This window comes from Massilia glaciei (assembly GCF_003011895.2).
Lineage (GTDB): Bacteria > Pseudomonadota > Gammaproteobacteria > Burkholderiales > Burkholderiaceae_D > Telluria_A > Telluria_A glaciei.
In genome coordinates, this window is the sequence record NZ_PXWF02000052.1 from 1 (window position 1) to 15,433 (window position 15,433).

13 protein-coding genes, 1 tRNA gene and 2 pseudogenes are annotated in these 15,433 nt (G+C 66.2%); 10 read left to right on the forward strand and 6 right to left on the reverse strand.

All coding sequences use genetic code 11. From position 1 onward, the window contains the following. Positions 1-1,029, forward strand: a 1,029-nt coding sequence (locus C7C56_RS04080) for a formylglycine-generating enzyme family protein (RefSeq protein WP_146204275.1), incomplete at its 5' end; no start/stop codon positions are given. Between the two features lie 220 nt (positions 1,030-1,249). On the opposite strand, the gene C7C56_RS04085 is transcribed toward C7C56_RS04080, so the two are convergent. The 3 genes from C7C56_RS04085 to C7C56_RS04095 form a co-directional block, all read right to left on the reverse strand. Next, positions 1,250-2,767, reverse strand: a complete 1,518-nt coding sequence (locus tag C7C56_RS04085) for an FHA domain-containing protein (protein ID WP_106756221.1) — start codon at positions 2,765-2,767, stop codon at positions 1,250-1,252. Between the two features lie 10 nt (positions 2,768-2,777). Then, positions 2,778-3,722: a PP2C family protein-serine/threonine phosphatase gene (locus tag C7C56_RS04090; RefSeq protein WP_106756222.1), complete on the reverse strand. Its 945-nt coding sequence runs from the start codon at positions 3,720-3,722 to the stop codon at positions 2,778-2,780. 69 nt (positions 3,723-3,791) lie between these two features. After that, a complete protein-coding gene (locus C7C56_RS04095) occupies positions 3,792-5,045 on the reverse strand; it encodes an MFS transporter (RefSeq protein ID WP_106756223.1) in 1,254 nt (417 codons plus the stop codon). A 191-nt stretch (positions 5,046-5,236) separates the two neighbouring features. Between C7C56_RS04095 and C7C56_RS04100 the strand changes: the two genes are divergently transcribed. Continuing rightward, the gene (locus C7C56_RS04100; RefSeq protein WP_106756224.1) at positions 5,237-5,707 is read left to right on the forward strand and encodes a GNAT family N-acetyltransferase; all 471 of its coding nucleotides are present in this window, start codon (positions 5,237-5,239) and stop codon (positions 5,705-5,707) included. Positions 5,708-5,825: 118 nt separating this feature from the next. Here C7C56_RS04100 and C7C56_RS04105 read toward each other — a convergent pair whose 3' ends face one another. Together C7C56_RS04105 and C7C56_RS04110 are read right to left on the reverse strand one after the other, a co-directional pair. Continuing rightward, on the reverse strand, positions 5,826-6,338 hold the full coding sequence (locus tag C7C56_RS04105) for a YMGG-like glycine zipper-containing protein (protein WP_109246554.1): 513 nt from the start codon (positions 6,336-6,338) through the stop codon (positions 5,826-5,828). A gap of 104 nt (positions 6,339-6,442) precedes the next feature. Beyond that, the gene (locus C7C56_RS04110; protein ID WP_106756226.1) at positions 6,443-7,021 is read right to left on the reverse strand and encodes a GNAT family N-acetyltransferase; all 579 of its coding nucleotides are present in this window, start codon (positions 7,019-7,021) and stop codon (positions 6,443-6,445) included. 303 nt (positions 7,022-7,324) lie between these two features. Here C7C56_RS04110 and C7C56_RS04115 point away from each other — a divergent pair. Beyond that, positions 7,325-8,461 (forward strand): annotated as a pseudogene (locus C7C56_RS04115) (metallophosphoesterase). Between the two features lie 71 nt (positions 8,462-8,532). On the opposite strand, the gene C7C56_RS04120 reads toward C7C56_RS04115, so the two are convergent. Next, complete coding sequence (locus C7C56_RS04120; RefSeq protein WP_106756227.1) at positions 8,533-8,724, reverse strand: Thivi_2564 family membrane protein; 192 nt, start codon at positions 8,722-8,724, stop codon at positions 8,533-8,535. A gap of 221 nt (positions 8,725-8,945) precedes the next feature. Here C7C56_RS04120 and C7C56_RS04125 point away from each other — a divergent pair, with 221 nt between their 5' ends. The 7 genes and pseudogenes from C7C56_RS04125 to C7C56_RS29270 all read left to right on the forward strand — a co-directional run. Then, positions 8,946-9,362: a hypothetical protein gene (locus tag C7C56_RS04125; RefSeq protein WP_229458102.1), complete on the forward strand. Its 417-nt coding sequence runs from the start codon at positions 8,946-8,948 to the stop codon at positions 9,360-9,362. Then, a complete protein-coding gene (locus C7C56_RS04130) occupies positions 9,359-10,822 on the forward strand; it encodes an ATPase domain-containing protein (RefSeq protein WP_106756228.1) in 1,464 nt (487 codons plus the stop codon). The genes C7C56_RS04125 and C7C56_RS04130 overlap by 4 nt, the downstream gene beginning before the upstream one ends. 2 nt (positions 10,823-10,824) lie before the next feature. Next, complete coding sequence (locus tag C7C56_RS04135; protein ID WP_106756229.1) at positions 10,825-12,210, forward strand: hybrid sensor histidine kinase/response regulator; 1,386 nt, start codon at positions 10,825-10,827, stop codon at positions 12,208-12,210. Positions 12,211-12,375: 165 nt separating this feature from the next. Beyond that, entirely contained in the window at positions 12,376-13,059 is a 684-nt protein-coding gene (locus C7C56_RS04140; protein ID WP_106756230.1) for a hypothetical protein, read from the forward strand. A gap of 29 nt (positions 13,060-13,088) precedes the next feature. After that, positions 13,089-13,175 (forward strand) — tRNA-Leu (locus C7C56_RS04145). 174 nt (positions 13,176-13,349) lie between these two features. Next, positions 13,350-14,573, forward strand: coding sequence for a tyrosine-type recombinase/integrase (locus tag C7C56_RS04150; protein ID WP_106756231.1), 1,224 nt, complete (start codon positions 13,350-13,352; stop codon positions 14,571-14,573). Positions 14,574-14,600: 27 nt separating this feature from the next. Further along, positions 14,601-14,754, forward strand: a pseudogene (locus C7C56_RS29270) (translation initiation factor IF-2 N-terminal domain-containing protein); the annotation flags it as partial. Between the last annotated feature and the right edge of the window lie 679 nt (positions 14,755-15,433).

A 15,433-nucleotide genomic window follows, 5' to 3' on the forward strand; every position in this document is an offset into this window, starting at 1 on the left:
GCGCGCAAGGAGGCGCTGCTGCTGCAATTGCACGAACGGCGCAAGAGCGACGCCGCCAGGTCGCGCGCGGAGCAGGAGCGGCAGCTGGCCGCGCAGGCCAGGGCCGCCGGCGCCTACCGCGACGAGCAGCGGCGCGCCCGCCATGCGCAGTCGGTGCGCGATGCGGCGCCGCCGGCGGCCCGCATGCACGGCGTCGATGGCTTGAGCGCCGACAGCGACGGCGTGCTGCGCGACCCGTTCCGGGACGGCGCCGGCAAGGGGCCCGAACTGGTGCTGATTCCGACCGGCCGCTTCCAGATGGGCTCTCCGCGGCACGAGCGCGACAAGGCGATCGCGGCCGGCTCGCAGGAATCGTGGCTCGCGCGCGAGACGCCGCAGCACTGGGTCGGCATCGAGCGCTCGTTCGCGCTGGGGCGCTACCCGGTCACGGTCGGCGAGTGGCGCCACTTCGTGCGCGCGACCGATTGGCGCGGCGGCGGCGAGGTCCGCTGGGACGCGCCCGGCTTCGCCCAGAGCGACGCCCATCCGGTGGTCGGGGTGGCGTGGGAGGACGCGCAGCGCTATGTGCAGTGGCTTAGCGGGCGCAGCGGCCAGCCCTACCGCCTGCCGAGCGAGGCCGAATGGGAGTACGGCTGCCGCGCCGGCACCCGCACCGCCTTCGGTTTCGGCGACGCGATCAGCCCGGCGCTGGCCAACTACGACGGCCGCTACAGCTACGACGGCAGTCCGAAGGGCGCGCGCCGCCACGGCAGCACCCCGGTGGGCGCGTACCCGCCCAACCCGTGGGGCCTGTTCGACATGCACGGCAATGTGTGGGAGTGGGTGCAGGACGTGGTGCACGAGAGCTACCTGGGCGCGCCGGCCAACGGCCGCGCATGGGAGGAGGGGGGCGAGCCGAACCGTCGCATCCTGCGCGGCGGCGCCTGGCTGTACGCGCCGCACTACCTGCGCTCGGCGCTGCGCAACGGCTTCGCGGCCACCCAGGGCAACGACATCATCGGCTTCCGGGTGGCGCGCGACCTGCCATAGGCGCTTCCAGGCGCCGGGAGGCGGAACTTTCGGGCCGGCCGCAGGCACTAAAAGGGGGGGGGGCAGCCGACCATCGAGAGCTTCCCCATGAAAATCCCCGACAAACTCAAAATCCCCGCGATCGTGTTTGCGCTGCAAGCGGCGCTGCTGACCGGTTGCGCGCTCGTGTTCCTGGTGCTGCTGCCGCGCGCCTGAGGCGTTTGATCAGACTCCCGGCCTCTCAGGCCGTGGCCTTGGCCTGCGGCGCCGCGCGTCCGAGCAGCGAGGCCTGGTAGCGCGCGATGCCGTCCTCGCGTTCGACCAGCGCGTCGGGGTAGGGATCGGCCGAGAACCTGTTGTGGCGCGCCACCTGGCGCAACTGCTCGAGCGGCGCGCCCGGGTGCAGGGCGGTCTCGACGCCGGTGGCCTGGTCCAGATGCCAAAATCCGCCGTGCTGGTGGAACAAGAGCGGAAGCGCGGCCGCGCGCGGCGTGGCCGCCATGGCGGCCGCTCCCGCGCCCGGGTGGCGCTCGGGGTCAAGCAGGTAGAAGCATTCGGCGCGGGCGCCCTGGTCGATCCGGTGCAAAATGACGCCGTTGGGCAGCAGCGCGCTCACGCTGAGCACGACCACGCCCTTGATGCTCGCCGTCAGTTCGAGCCGCATGCCCAGCCGCAGGCGCACCGGCTGGCCCCTGCCGGGCCAGACGCCGTCGACCAGCAGGCCGTAGCGCGAGACGTCCTCGACCTCGTAGCCGCCGGCGCCGCGCCGGATCAGCGCATGCCGACCCGAGATTCGGCGCGTGAGGCCGTCGCCGTCCTGGCCGTCCTCGCAATAATGGGCCAGCAGCACATCGGCCTCGGGCGCGCGCCGCTCGAAGCGTCCCAGCACGCATTCGCCGAGCGCGAACAGGCGCGTCTGGCGCGCCAGGCCCGCCTCGGGCGCGGCGTTGACGAGGCAGGCGGCGCGGCTCGGGTGCGGGTGCGCCGCGCGCGCGGGCGGGGCGTCGATCTCGATCAGGTCCTCGTCCCAGGCGATGGTCGCAAACCCCATGTCGACCTTGCCCGGCTGGGCGTCGAGTTTGAGGTGGGCGATCGAGGCGTTGCGCGCGGTGACGTCGAGGTCGACGCGCCCGCCGCCGGTGTGGGCGTCGAGCCGCGCGATCGAGGCGTCGTCGGCGACCACGCGCACGTTCTTGTGGGTCGACAGGAAAATCTGGTGGATCTCGCTCAGGGTGGCGTCGGCGCGCGGCACCAGGATCAGCATGGTGCAGGCCCAGCGCCGCTGCGCGCCGCCGGCCTCGCCGCGCAGCTCGACGTCGATCTGGTACTGCCCGTGCTCCTTGTTGCGCGAAGAGAATTCGACGACCACGGGCCGCCAGTCGCCGCGCGGGGTGCGCGTGAACATCTGGCCGGCGCCGCCCTGCGCCATCAGCGCCGAGCGCAACCGCATGGCGGCCTCGGGCGCGCAATCGGGCGGCATGCCGCGCAACTCGAGTTTGATGGCCTGGCGCCCGCCGGCCGCGCGCGGATCGAAGCCGCTGATGTGCAGCTGGGGCCGACCCGATGGCGGGGCCGGCGACGATGGCGCGCGCGGCGCGGACGCCAACCCCGGCGCCGCTTGCGCGCCGCGCAGCGCGCTGATCAGCTCAAAGCTGCTCGCCGGCGTGGCCGGTTGCCGGTGGCCGTTGGCGCACGCGGCCTCGCCCGCCACCACCCAAAGGGTGCAATGCGGATGCGCGGGGTGGCTGCACTTTTTCATCGCGTGGCGCTCAGGCGGCCGCCGCGGCGACGCGGATGACGATCGCGGTCAGGTTGTCGATGTGCAGGCCGGCGGGCGGATCGCTGAGCAGGTCCTCGAACAGGGTGTCGGCCATGGCGCGCGCGTCGCCGCACCTGGCCAGCCGCCGCGGCCAGCTGTCGATCCATGGGCCCGGCATGGCGCAGGCCCAGAAACCGTCGGTGGCCAGCGCGTAGACCGCGCCCGGTTGCAGTTCGATGGCGCGGCGGTCGGGCAGGTGGCGCAGGAAGGGCGGCAGCGTGTCCGCCGACAGCGCCAGCAGCGAATCGGAGAGCGGCAGCGCGGTGTCGAACGCGTTGCCCAGTATGAAGGCCTGGCTGATCTGCGAGCGGTGCTCGCCATGCACCTGGTGCCACCACGCCTGTTCGGCGAGCGCGCCGGCCATCGCGTACGCGGTGGCCGGCACATGGTCGACAGTGAGCGCGACGGCGCTCCCGTGAGCGATCTGGTACAGGCGCGAGTCGCCCACATGGTAGAGCAGGGCCGGCAGGCCGGGCCGCAGTTCGAGCAGGGTCAGCGTGGTGCCGGGGCGCCGGCTGCTGTCGGCCGACGGATCGGGAGCGAAGCGGCGCTGCAGGCGCGCGTGCAGGGCGTCGAGCTGGTCCGACAGTTGGTCGAGGCCGGCGCAGGCGGGCAGCTCGAGCAGCCCGCCCACGACCGCCTCGGCCGCCTCGCGCCCGCGCCCGTGCCCGCCCATGCCGTCGAGCACGGCGAGGCGGGCGTGGCCCGGCGGCCAGCCGTGGATGCGTTGCCGCACCTCCCGCTGGTCGTGCAGGTAGACGACGCACCCGTCCACATCGATGAGCAGGAAATTATCCTGGTTCTCGAGGCCGGGGAAGGCGTCGGCGCCGGCGCAGGTGCGCCAGGCGATGTCCAACATCGGGCCGAACTGGAGCGGGTCGAACGTTGGCTTCATTGGACGGGCCTTGCAGGCGGAATGGCAATTGCCATAGCTTAGCGCACTCCGGGCCGTTTGATGCAACGATCAGATGGGGGTTTCCGGCCTTCCCCTCAGAAGCCGCAGACCCATCAGCAAAAGCGACAGCCCGGCGGCGGCGAACGCGGCGCGCACGCCGAAACGGTCGGCCACCGCGCCCCAGGCGATGCTGCCGGCGGTGTAGCCGCCGGCCATCACGAACAGGTAGATCGACATGGTGCGCGCGCGCACGGCCGGCCCGAACGCGGCCTGTGCCGCGGCGTTGAGCGTGGTCACGATGGTCGACCAGGCCATGCCGCCGCACACGATCAGCGGGACCAGCAGCAGCAGCGAGGCAATCCAGGGCATGATCAACAACATGGCGGCGTAGACGAACATGGCGCCGGCCAGCAGATGGGTGCGCCCGAAACGGCAACGCACCGCGGGCAGCACGAAGGCCGCCGCGACCGCGCCGACCCCGAGGCTGCCCATCAGGGTGCCGAACGCATGCGAGTCGAGCCGCAGCACGTCGCGCACGAACAGCGGCAGCAGCGACGCGAACACGATGGTGGTGAAGAACACGCCGCCGACATTGCCCAGCAGGTGGCGGAAGCGGGCGCAGCCGAAGGCGGTGCCGAAGCCCGTTTTCAGGCTGCGCATGAAGCGCGCTTCGGCCACGCGCGAGGCGCCGCCCTCGCGCCACCAGAGCCAGTACACCGAAAGGATGCCCAGAAAGGAAATCGCGTTGAGCCAGAACAGGGCGGCGGCGCCGATCCAGTTGAACAGCAGGCCCCCGAGCGCGGGGCCGGCGATGGCGGCGACGTTGTAGCTCAGGTTGTTGAGCGAGCCGGCCGCCTCTATCTCGTCGGGCTCGACCAGCTCGGCCATGGCGGCCTGCCAGGCCGGCCACATGAAGGCCGAACCCATGCCCACGCAAAAGGTCAGCGCCAGCACCGGCGCGGCCGAGGCGTGGCCCGTCGCCACCAGCACGGCCATCGCGCAGGCGCACAGGGCCATGAACAAATTGCAAAAGAACAGGTACTTGGGTCGCGCGACGCGGTCGGCGAGGACGCCGGCGAACAAGGCAAACAGGACGATCGGCAGGTAGGCCGCCGTCTGCACCAGGGTCGTGACCGAGGCCGAATGCGAGAGCGAGGCGATCAGCCAGGCCGAGGCGAAGGTCTGGGTCCAGGTGCCCAGGTTCGACACCAGGTTGGCGCACCAGAGCCGGCGGTAGCGCGCGTGCCGCAGCGGTTTTGACATGGGCACCCGCACGCGCGCGCGGTGCTCCTGGATGGGGCCGGTCAGTGTATCTTTTGGCATACTGTTGGTGCAAGCGGTTGATGCAAGCGGTTGATGCAAGCGGTGGACGCAAGCGCGGTGCAAGCGCTTGGGGCCGGGCGAGGGCGGGACCCGACAAGTCTAGGCGCAATAGTGCTCACAGTCAACATTTTGAGCGGCTTGCGTGTGCACTTATTGTGCGATTGCAAAATCAATTATCGGGATGCAAAGACATGCAAAAAAAAGCCACCATACGTCGCATTGAAGAGCGCGATTTGCCGGAAGTCGCCGGCCTGCTCGCGGCGCTCGCCGGCGCGTTCATCCTGCCGGAGATGGACGCCGACGCCGGCCGCCGTTTCCTGGCAGACAACGACCAGGCGGCGATCGCGGGCAATGTCGCCAATGGTTTCGTCTACCACGTGGCCGAATCGGCTGGCGCGATCGCTGGTTTCGTCGGCGTGCGCGAACACGCGCATATCTTTCATCTGTACGTCGACACGGCATGGCAGCGCCGCGGCGTGGCGCGCGCGCTGTGGGACGCGGCGCGGCGCGCGGCGGTGGAGGGAGGCAACCAGGGCGTATTCACGGTCAACTCGTCGAATCATGCGGTCGGCGCGTACGCGGCGCTCGGTTTTGTGCCGACCGCACCGATGCAATGCGTCAAAGGGGTGTTTTTCAATCCGATGCGGCGCGCGCCGACGTAGTGTTGGCGCGCCGTTTTGGCGCGCCAGCCCGCATGCCCCATGCCACGGCGCAACCGCGGACGAAAAAAACGCTGGCCGGCACATGCCGGTCAGCGTCTTGTTTGCTGCGCGTCAGCGATTAGCGGCGATGGCCGCGGTGGTGGCCGTGATGGCCGCGATGGTGGCGCCGCTTGCCGTAGCCGTAGCCGTAACCGCTGCCAATGACGACCACCGGCGGGCTGTAATACTGCGGCGCGTAATACACCGGCTCCGGCTCGTAGTAGGAATAGGCCGGCGCGTAGCCCTGCTGGCCATAATAGCCGTTGTTGCTGTAGCGGCGGTCGTGGCGGTTGTCGTAGCGGTTGTCGTAGCGGTTGTCGTAGCGGTTGTCGTAGCGGTTGTCGTAGCGGTTGTCGTAATAGCCGTCGCGGTTGTCGTAGTAGCCGTCGTTGTGGCGGCTTGCCGAATTACCCACCGCGGCGCCGATGACGCCGCCGACGAGGGCGCCGTTGCGGTGGCCCGTGTGGTGGCCGATTGCGGCGCCGATCACGGCACCGACTGCAGTGTTGACACCACGATCGCTAGCCATGGCCGCGGGGGAGGTGACCGAGGCGGCCAGTATCGCCGCGGCCAAGCAAATTTTGTTCAACATGGCGTTTCCTTTCACCGCAGCCGAGATCGGGATGATCACTAAATCGCCGGGCATGGGCGCACTATACTTGGGCGCGGATTTACCGCCAGAGCTTATACACATGCTTACAATTCGGGCGGCAGCCTAACATTCAGGCGCCAGCCTCCCGCCTCAAATTTGGCGCCGGCCTCCCATTCGGCCCGCAGCAGGCTGTAGACCTTGGCGTCGCGGATCGTGCCGCGGGTGAAAAAGCCGCCGCGCATCGTGCCCTCGCAGGTGAAGCCGCACTTTTGCGCTATGCGTTCGGAGCCGGTGTTTTCGGGATCCATGAGCAATTCGAGGCGGTTGTAGGCGTACGTCATGAACAAATGGTCGCACAGCATGCGCGTGGCCTCGGTCATGATGCCGCGCCCCGAGGCGGCCGGGACCAGCATGCGGTAGCCGATTTCGCGGCAGATCGGGGTGCGGCTCTTGAAGTGCGATATTAGTCCGACAATGTTGCCGGTCGTGTCTTCGAGCAAGAAATGCTCGCGCTCGTCGGTCACCATGCCCGTCTTCGCAAACTCCTGGCGGATGTTCTCGGGCGCGCGCAGCTGGGTCGAGAAGAACTCGCCGCGCGTCGACAGGTCGTTATACAGCGATATGTAGGTGTCGAGGTCGGTCGAGACGATGTGCCTCACCGTGCAAAGCGAGCCCTTGAGCATGTTTTTCTTCCACTGGTTGCGAACGGTTTATGGTAAGTCAAAATTGTCTTATCGACACAGTGGCCCGGGCGCGCGGAAAAATACCCTTGCACAAGGGTGCGCGCCCCCCATCTAGGAGCCTGTCGGACTTAGGGAGTCGAAGCGAAAAAAGTGCTGGACGAGGACAGATTTTGACGATTTCGCAGTGCCAATAGCGAGCTATTGGCCGAGAAAGCGGCGAAATATGGACCGTCCAGCACTTTTTGCAGCCGACGATCCTAAGTCCGACAGGCTCCTACTCCCGACCACCAAACCGGATTTGCTATGCCTTCCCGCCGCGTCATTTTCACCGTCGTCAGCCTGCTCGCGCTGCTGCACGCCCACATCGGCATGCGCCTGCTGCCGGCCATGTCGCTCGAGTCCGCCGGACTGGCCTTCGGCGTGGCGCTGCTGGCCGCCTCATGCCTGCTGGTGCCCACCGGCCTGCTCGCCCCGAGCCTCAAGCGGCTGCGCTGGGCCGACCAGTTGTCGTGGGCCGGCATGCTGGCGATGGGCTTGTTTTCATCCTTGCTCATGCTGACCTTGCTGCGCGACGTCACGCTGCTCCTGCTCGCCGCGATCGGCGCCAGCAGCGCGGCGATCGACGCCGGCAGCGCCTTCACGGTGCCGCCGCTCGCGCTCGGCGTGACGCTGGTGGGCCTGTTCAACGCGCGCCGGCTGGCCCGGGTGGTCGAGGTCTAGGTGCCGATCGCCGGGCTGCCGGCCGCCCTGCACGGCTACGCAATCGTCCAGATCTCCGACATCCACGTCGGCCCGACCATCAAGCGCGGCTACCTCGACGCCATCGTCGACAGGGTCAACGCGCTGCAGGCGGACGCGATCGCCATCACCGGCGACCTGGTCGACGGTAGCGTGCGCCGGCTGGCCGCGCACACGGCGCCGCTGGCGCGGCTGCGGGCGCGCGACGGCGCCTTTTTTGTCACCGGAAACCACGAATATTACTCGGGCGCCCAGCAGTGGATCGACGAGATGCGCCGGCTGGGCCTGACGGTGCTGCTGAACCAGCACGTGGTGCGCGAACGCGACGGGAAGGGCGTCATGATCGCCGGCGTGACCGATTTCACGGCCCACCATTTCGACGCCTCGCAGCGCAGCGACCCGCACGCGGCGGCCGCCGGCGCGCCCGCGCATGTGTGCGTCAAGATCCTGCTGGCGCACCAGCCGCGCAGCGCCGAGGCGGCCGCGGCGGCCGGTTTCGACCTGCAGTTGTCGGGCCACACGCAAGGCGGCCAGTTCTTTCCGTGGAATTTGTTCGTGCCCCTGCAGCAGCCGTTCACGGCCGGACTGAACCGGCTGCGCGCGCTGTGGGTCTGCACCAGCCGCGGCACCGGCTATTGGGGGCCGCCGAAACGTTTCGGCGCGCCATCCGAAATCACGCGCCTGCGGCTGGTGCCCGGATGAGCCAGGCAAAAAAAAAGCCCGGCATCGCTGCCGGGCTTTCTTTATCGCCGGATCGGCGGTTCCGGTGGGAACTACAGGTTCAGCTTCGGCAGGTAACCGCCGGGAATGACGCCGAACACCGACAGGACGATCAGGATCAGCAAGATGATGAAGAGCACGCGGACGATTTGCGCGACCGGCGCCGGCAACGGCAGCATGCTGACAAGCCACCATATGAGTCCGAAGACGATCAGGTAGACGATAAGGCTGATTAGAATATCCATTTTTTTTCCTCGGCTGCTGTTGAAGTGCTGTATGTCGAATTAGACAAGCCGACGATATCGCAGTATGGATGGGCACTCCGTTCGCTAGGGCACATAAGGAAGTGTTAATCATTATCGCCGGTAAACCGTGCCGTGCGGTATGGACGGTTGCGGCAATTGCGCCCATACTGTTGTGTGCAAGGCGGTAATCTTGCCCCCTATAAACAATCTACCTGCCCTGCATGGAAAAAAACGACGACAAGCGGCAGCAAATGATACGCGAGGTGCTGGCGGTGCCGGGAGGGGACAGCGGCGCCGACACGCTGGCCCGCGCCATGCTGGCGTGGGTGCGGTTGGCCGCGCATCTGAGTCCGCTGATCGGCGAGGCGGGTTTTTGCGCGCTGTACGGCCGCGCCGTGCGCCTGTCCTCGCCCGAGGGCGACTGGCCGGCGGCAACCCATGGCGTGCGCTCGATCGCGGCGCTGCTTGCCACGCTCAACAGCAGTCTCGCGGCGGTCGCGCCGTCCACCGCGAGCGCGGCCAACGCGGCGCTGCTCGAGACCTTCACCAGGCTGTTGGCGGGCTTGATAGGCGAGGCGTTGACGATCCGCCTTCTGAATACAGCATGGGCCGTACGGCCTGACGGAAAGAGTACATGAACGACAAAGTGAAGTTGGGTTACCAGGCCACCGGCGTGCCGGGGCTCGATATCCTGCTCGGCGGCGGGCTGGGCGAGTTTTCCTTCAATGTGATCGCCGGGGCGCCCGGCAGCGGCAAGACCACGCTGGCGCACCAGATTATGTTTTCTCTGGCGTCGGAGCAAAAAAAGGCATTGTTCTTTACGGTGCTGGGCGAACCGCCCCTGAAGATGCTGCGCTACCAGCAGCAATACACGTTTTTCGACATCGACAAGGTCGACACCTGCATCCGCTACGTGAACCTGGCCGAGGACCTGCGCACGGGCGATTTCAGCGGTGTGCTCGCGCGCATCGTCAAGGAGGTCGAGGCGTTCTCGCCGGCGCTGGTGTTCGTCGATTCGTTCCGCTCCGTGATCCAGATGGCCAAGAACGGCAACGAGGGCGTGGCCGAGCTGCAGCACTTCATCCAGGAACTCGGCACCCGCATGACGAGCTGGCAGGCCACCACCTTCCTGATCGGCGAGTACGCCAACTCCGACATCGAGGCCAACCCGGTGATGACGGTGGCCGACGGCATGTTCTCGCTGAGCCAGCAGGTGGCCCAGAATTCGGCCGTGCGTAAGATCCGCATCGTCAAGATGCGCGGCCAGCCGCACCTGACCGGCGCCCACACCTTCCGCATCACGGCCGACGGGCTGCGCATCTATCCGCGCCTGCTGCCGGCGGTGGCCAACGCGCCGTGGCGCGACGACGGCGCCGCGGCGCCCCGGGTCGCGATGGGCAACGCCGAACTCGACGCGATGCTTGCCGGCGGCCTGCCGCCGGGCCACGCGGTGATGGTGGTGGGCCCGCCCGGCTCGGGCAAGACCATCCTCGGCACCGCGTTCCTGGCCGAGGGTGCGCGCGCCGGCGAGCACGGGGTGGTCGCCTGTTTCGACAAAGGGCCTTTGCGCCTGCGCAACGACTCGCTGGCGCGCATGATCCGGGCCGGCCAGGTGTCGGTCGTCGAGAAACGCTCGCTCGACATGTCGATCGAGGAGCTGCTCGACGACCTGGTGCAGGAGATCGAGCGCAGCGGCGCCAAGCGCGTCGTGATCGACTCGCTGTCCGAGGTCGGCCTGTTCCTCGCGCCCGAATTCCGCCAGGATTACCGCGAGACCATATTCCGCGTGCTCGCCTGCCTCGCCGGCCAGGGCGTGACGGTGATGGTCATCATGGGCCTCGAGGACCGCTATTACGAGCTGCGCTTCAGTCATGACGAGGCCGCCTTCCTGGTCGACGCCATCATCGCCATGCGCTACGTCGAGTTCGAGGGCCGCCTTAACAAATTCATCTCCGTGGTCAAGGTGCGCGGAAGCGGGCACAGCACCGATTTGCGCCGCTATGTGATCACCGACGCCGGCATCGAGATCGACGCCGCGCCCGGCTTCGAAGGGCTGCTCAACGGCCACCCGTCGAGCCTCGAGCGCGGCCGGTTCTGACCATGGGCGAGATGGCCAAGCCCGAAGGCGCGGCGGGCCCGGCCCCGGCCCGGCCGGCCGATGGCGCGGCGCAGGCCCAGATGGACGAGCCGCAACTGCGGGCCGCGCTCGCGTTGCTCACGCAGGAGGTCGAAACGCTGCGGCTGGCCGGCGCCGAGCGCGACACGCTTGCCGGCCTGGTCAACCAACTGCGCGAGGCCAACCAGAACCTGTTGCTCGATTCGGTCGACGCACGGGTCTTGCGCGAGGATGCCGGCCAGATCGAGCGGCGCCAGTCCGATTTCCTGGCCACGCTCGCGCATGAATTGCGCAACCCGCTCGCGCCGATCAGCCTGGCCAGCAGCATGCTGACCAAGACCCCGGGCACGGCGTCCCAGTTGCTGAACCTGCAAACGATCATCGAGCGCCAGGTCAAACATTTGTCTCGCCTGCTCGACGAGTTGCTCGACGCGGCCCGCCTCAGCAGCGGCAGGATCGCGCTGACGTGGCTGCCGTTGGCGCTCGGCGCGCTGCTCGCGCGCGCCGCCGAGGTGGTGCAGGGCCGTGTGAGCGAGCGGCGCCAGCGGCTCACGCTGAAAATCGGAACGGCGCCGATCGTGGTCGACGGCGACCAGGCCCGGCTGGTGCAGGCGTTCGCGAACCTGCTCGTGAACGCGTCCAAGTACACGCACGACGGCGGGCGCATCGAGATCGAGGCGCGCGTGCTCGACGGGCAGGCCGTGGTCACGGTCAGCGACAACGGCGCCGGCATCGCGCCCGACGTGATGCCGCACATATTCTATCTGTACACGCACGGGCCGTCGTCGCTCACGCGTCCCGAATCGGGCCTCGGGGTCGGTTTGAACGTGGTGCGCAACATCGTCGAGATGCACGGCGGCGCGGTGGCCGCCGCCAGCGGTGGTCAGATGAGCGGCAGCATGTTCACGGTGACCCTGCCGCTGTCGCGCGCGGGCTTGCCGGCCGAACCGCCCGCTGCGCCAGGGCCGGCGCAGCCTAGGCGCGGACGCCACATCCTGCTGGTCGAGGACAACGTCGACGCCAGCGACACCCTGAGCATGCTGCTGCGCCACGAGGGCCATTCGGTGGTCACGGCCTACGACGGCCCGACCGGGCTAGCGATGGCGTACGCGCACCGTTTCGACGTCCTGATCTGCGACATCGGCCTGCCCGGGCTCGATGGATACGACCTGATCCGCAAATTGCGCGGCTCCGCCGGCGCCCACATCCCCTTCGCGATCGCGGTGTCGGGATTCAGCATGGCCGAGGGCCGCCCGCGCGCCATCGCCGCCGGCTTCGGCCAGTACCTGGTCAAGCCGATCAATGTCGACGCCCTGCTGACCCTGATCGCCTCGGACGCGGTGACGCAACTCGTGCGCAAGGACGGTTGACGTTGCGGTTTTAACGACGCAAACGCCGATCCGGCCCCACACGGTCCGCAAGTGACGCTATACTTTTCGGGATGGGCCTTGTCGAATTAATAATTCGACGGGGCGGAGCGCTGCCTTGGCGGCGTTTTTGATCAATCTCGGGCGTGTGAACACGTGTGAGCACCTATGCTAAATAATCTACTCGACGCCGCCGCCGGCCTGCGCAGCGCCAGCCCGGCGCCGGCCGCGCTGTTGCCGCCTTTCGCCCCCTACGCCAGCCGCGCGACAAATGGCATCTACAACCTGCTGTTCAGCGATAACACGACGGTCTTCAAGCCCAAACGCAGTGTCAACCCGTCGCCGTGGCAGGCCATCCTGTTCTCGTCGCCGCCCGATTTCCCGGCCCTGGAGGCGCTCGCCGCCGATGCCGCGCAGGAGGGGCAGATCCGGTATCTGGCGTATGCGCGCCTGCGCCGGCACGGGCAGCGGGTGCGGCCCAAGATTTTGCTCGGCGTGATCATCGAGGTGCGCCTGCCCAACGGCCTCGACACGCTGGCCGCGTTTTCGGACGGCGGGGTCGACTACATCAATCAATCGGGCAAGCAGATCGCGATCCGCAATTCGCTAAAAACGATGGTCGGGGAGCTGTTGGACGCGTCCGACACCGTGGTCGCGCAAATCGGGCCGTGGAGCAAGGCGCGCCAGCCGCCGCCGGTGCGCGGCAAAATCCGATTGTCGTTCCTGGTGTCCGACGGCCTGTATTTCGGCGAGGGCCCGATGGCGGCGATGCAGAGCGAGCCGATGGCCGGGCCGATCATCCGCCAGGCCACCGAACTGTTGGCGGTTTTGGGGAAGATGGATTCGGATTAGATCCAGGTTGTGCTAAAATCGCGCCCGCTGCCCGGATGGTGAAACTGGTAGACACCCGAGACTTAAAATCTCGTGCTCGTAAGGGCGTGCCGGTTCGATTCCGGCTCCGGGCACCAAGAACTTGACTTACATTGTTTCATGCAGCATCGAAACCCGCCTCTCTCATAGGGAGCGCGGGTTTTTTGTTGTGCTACCCCGTTGCGTGACGTAGTATCAAATATCACGTGTTTCTTGGTAGTTTTGTTGGTATCTCGAACCCATGAAATCCACATACCAACAACAGGCTCAATATGGCACTCACCGCGACCGCTCTACAGCATCTAAAACACAGCGGCGCGGCGGCGGGTGACAAGCTCACCGATGCGCAAGGGCTGCACCTGCTGGTGACCGCCGCTGGCAAATACTGGCGTCTCAATTACCGCTTCGACGGCAAGCAGAAAACGCTGGCGTTGGGCGTCTACCCTGCGGTATCGCTCGCCAAGGCCCGAAAACGCCGCGACGAGGCCCGCGAACTGCTGGCCGATGGAATCGATCCCGGCCAGGCGAAGATTGACGCCAAGCTTGCCAAGGCCGAATCAGAGGCGAGCACGTTCGAAACGGTCGCCCGTTCATGGCTGAACAAGACGGCGGGAAATCGGGCCACCAGCACGCAGCAAAAGAACACAAACTGGCTGGAAAAGAACGTATTCCCGTCCATTGGCAAGATGCCTATTTCGACCATCAAGCCGCGCGACGTGCTGGCGACGCTGCAAAAGATTGAGGCGCGCGGGGCCATCGAGTCGGCGCACAAGATCAAACAATTGTGCGGCCAGGTGTTCCGCGCCGCCGTCGCCAGTGGACTCGCTGACCGCGACGTGACCGCCGACTTGCGGGGCGCGCTGTCGTCGGTCCCAAAGGCGAACTTTGCGGCGATCACTGAACCATTACACGCTGGCGCGCTGCTGCGCTCGATCCATGCCTATACCGGCCACCCCTACGCAATAGCAGCGCTCAAGCTCTCGCCGCTTGTGTTTGTGCGACCGGGTGAACTTCGCAGCGCCGAGTGGGCAGAAATCGACCTGGAGGCGGCGGAATGGCGTATTCCGGGCGTCAAAATGAAAATGGGCCAAGACCACCTTGTGCCGCTCTCGACACAGGCTGTAGACCTGCTGCGCGCCATGCACGGCATGACCGGGGACGGCAAGTATGTTTTCCCTAGCATTCGTACAAGCGACCGCTGCATGAGCGAGAACACCGTCAACGCTGCGCTACGCAGCATGGGCTATGCAAAAGAAGTGATGACCGGCCACGGCTTTCGCGCGATGGCGCGAACCATCATGGATGAGGTAATGGGCGAACGCGTCGACCTGATCGAACACCAGTTGGCGCACGCCGTGAAAGACCCGAACGGACGGGCATACAACCGCACAGCCCATCTGCCAGCGCGCAGGGAAATGATGCAGCGCTGGGCAGACTACCTCGACAAACTGCGCGCGGGGGCAGACGTCATACCCCTGCGCAGCAGTACCGCATGAATTTATCGCTTTCAAGCAGAGGATCAAATGACGAGTCAAACGGTAAGTCAATTTGCCGCCGAAATTAACATGCCGGCAGACTTACTGCTGACGCAGCTACGTTCTGCTGGCGTCGAGAAGAGTTCGGCATCAGAACCCTTGTCTAAAGAGGATAAGGATCGGCTGCTGACATATTTACGGGCGCTCCATAGGGACCCGTCAGAGCCAGAGATAAAGCTTCCCTCTCAGCAGCAAAAAGCTTTACAGGCAATCGCTGACGACGAAAACGGCGCAGAGTGGCGCGTCCTCGAGGAATTGACGTGGGCAACGCTCTCTAACGCAACGATTGAGCACGACTTTCAGACAGCTGCAAACGCGATAGTAGCCAAAATATTCTTGCTCGGGAGACTACCTAAGAAGCGAAAAGGAAGGCCAAAAGGTGAAGGTGGCGACGGGTGGGACATTTCGAGTCTCTATTATTTTTTCAAAGATGGGGGTGATTCGTACGAACAAGCGGTTGCAAAGGTGGCGCAGAAGTTTTGTAAAGACGAGCGCCACATTATGAGGCTGGTGAAGGAAAACAAATACTTCATTGGCGACACCTTGGAAGAGCGGACGAGAACACGAAAATGGTGGGCGATGTGCGCGGAATATCAACGTGAATCAAAAGCAGAGGGCAGAACTAACTCTCTCGACCACGTCCGTAAAATTTTAGCGGTTGCGCAAGAGCGCGATTTTATAGCGGAACTCGAGGACATAATTCGGCGGGCAATCAGCAACGAGCCACCAGCTGACATAAAGTAGGTGACTCTTATTGTCAGTGACTCCGAGATCGATCGAGTTGATAGTCACCCCATCCGTGCTACGGCACGCTTTAAAGG

Bases quoted from the DNA above. Each gene is read 5' to 3' on its own strand.
- C7C56_RS04125 (WP_229458102.1), top strand. From the start codon at position 8,946: ATGGAAAAAAACGACGACAAGCGGCAGCAAATGATACGCGAGGTGCTG.
- C7C56_RS04100 (WP_106756224.1), top strand. From the start codon at position 5,237: ATGCAAAAAAAAGCCACCATACGTCGCATTGAAGAGCGCGATTTGCCG.
- C7C56_RS04085 (WP_106756221.1), bottom strand. From the start codon at position 2,767: ATGAAAAAGTGCAGCCACCCCGCGCATCCGCATTGCACCCTTTGGGTG.
- C7C56_RS04105 (WP_109246554.1), bottom strand. From the start codon at position 6,338: ATGTTGAACAAAATTTGCTTGGCCGCGGCGATACTGGCCGCCTCGGTC.
- C7C56_RS04095 (WP_106756223.1), bottom strand. From the start codon at position 5,045: ATGCCAAAAGATACACTGACCGGCCCCATCCAGGAGCACCGCGCGCGC.
- C7C56_RS04120 (WP_106756227.1), bottom strand. From the start codon at position 8,724: ATGGATATTCTAATCAGCCTTATCGTCTACCTGATCGTCTTCGGACTC.
- C7C56_RS04130 (WP_106756228.1), top strand. From the start codon at position 9,359: ATGAACGACAAAGTGAAGTTGGGTTACCAGGCCACCGGCGTGCCGGGG.
- C7C56_RS04150 (WP_106756231.1), top strand. From the start codon at position 13,350: ATGGCACTCACCGCGACCGCTCTACAGCATCTAAAACACAGCGGCGCG.
- C7C56_RS04135 (WP_106756229.1), top strand. From the start codon at position 10,825: ATGGGCGAGATGGCCAAGCCCGAAGGCGCGGCGGGCCCGGCCCCGGCC.
- C7C56_RS04090 (WP_106756222.1), bottom strand. From the start codon at position 3,722: ATGAAGCCAACGTTCGACCCGCTCCAGTTCGGCCCGATGTTGGACATC.
- C7C56_RS04140 (WP_106756230.1), top strand. From the start codon at position 12,376: ATGCTAAATAATCTACTCGACGCCGCCGCCGGCCTGCGCAGCGCCAGC.
- C7C56_RS04110 (WP_106756226.1), bottom strand. From the start codon at position 7,021: ATGCTCAAGGGCTCGCTTTGCACGGTGAGGCACATCGTCTCGACCGAC.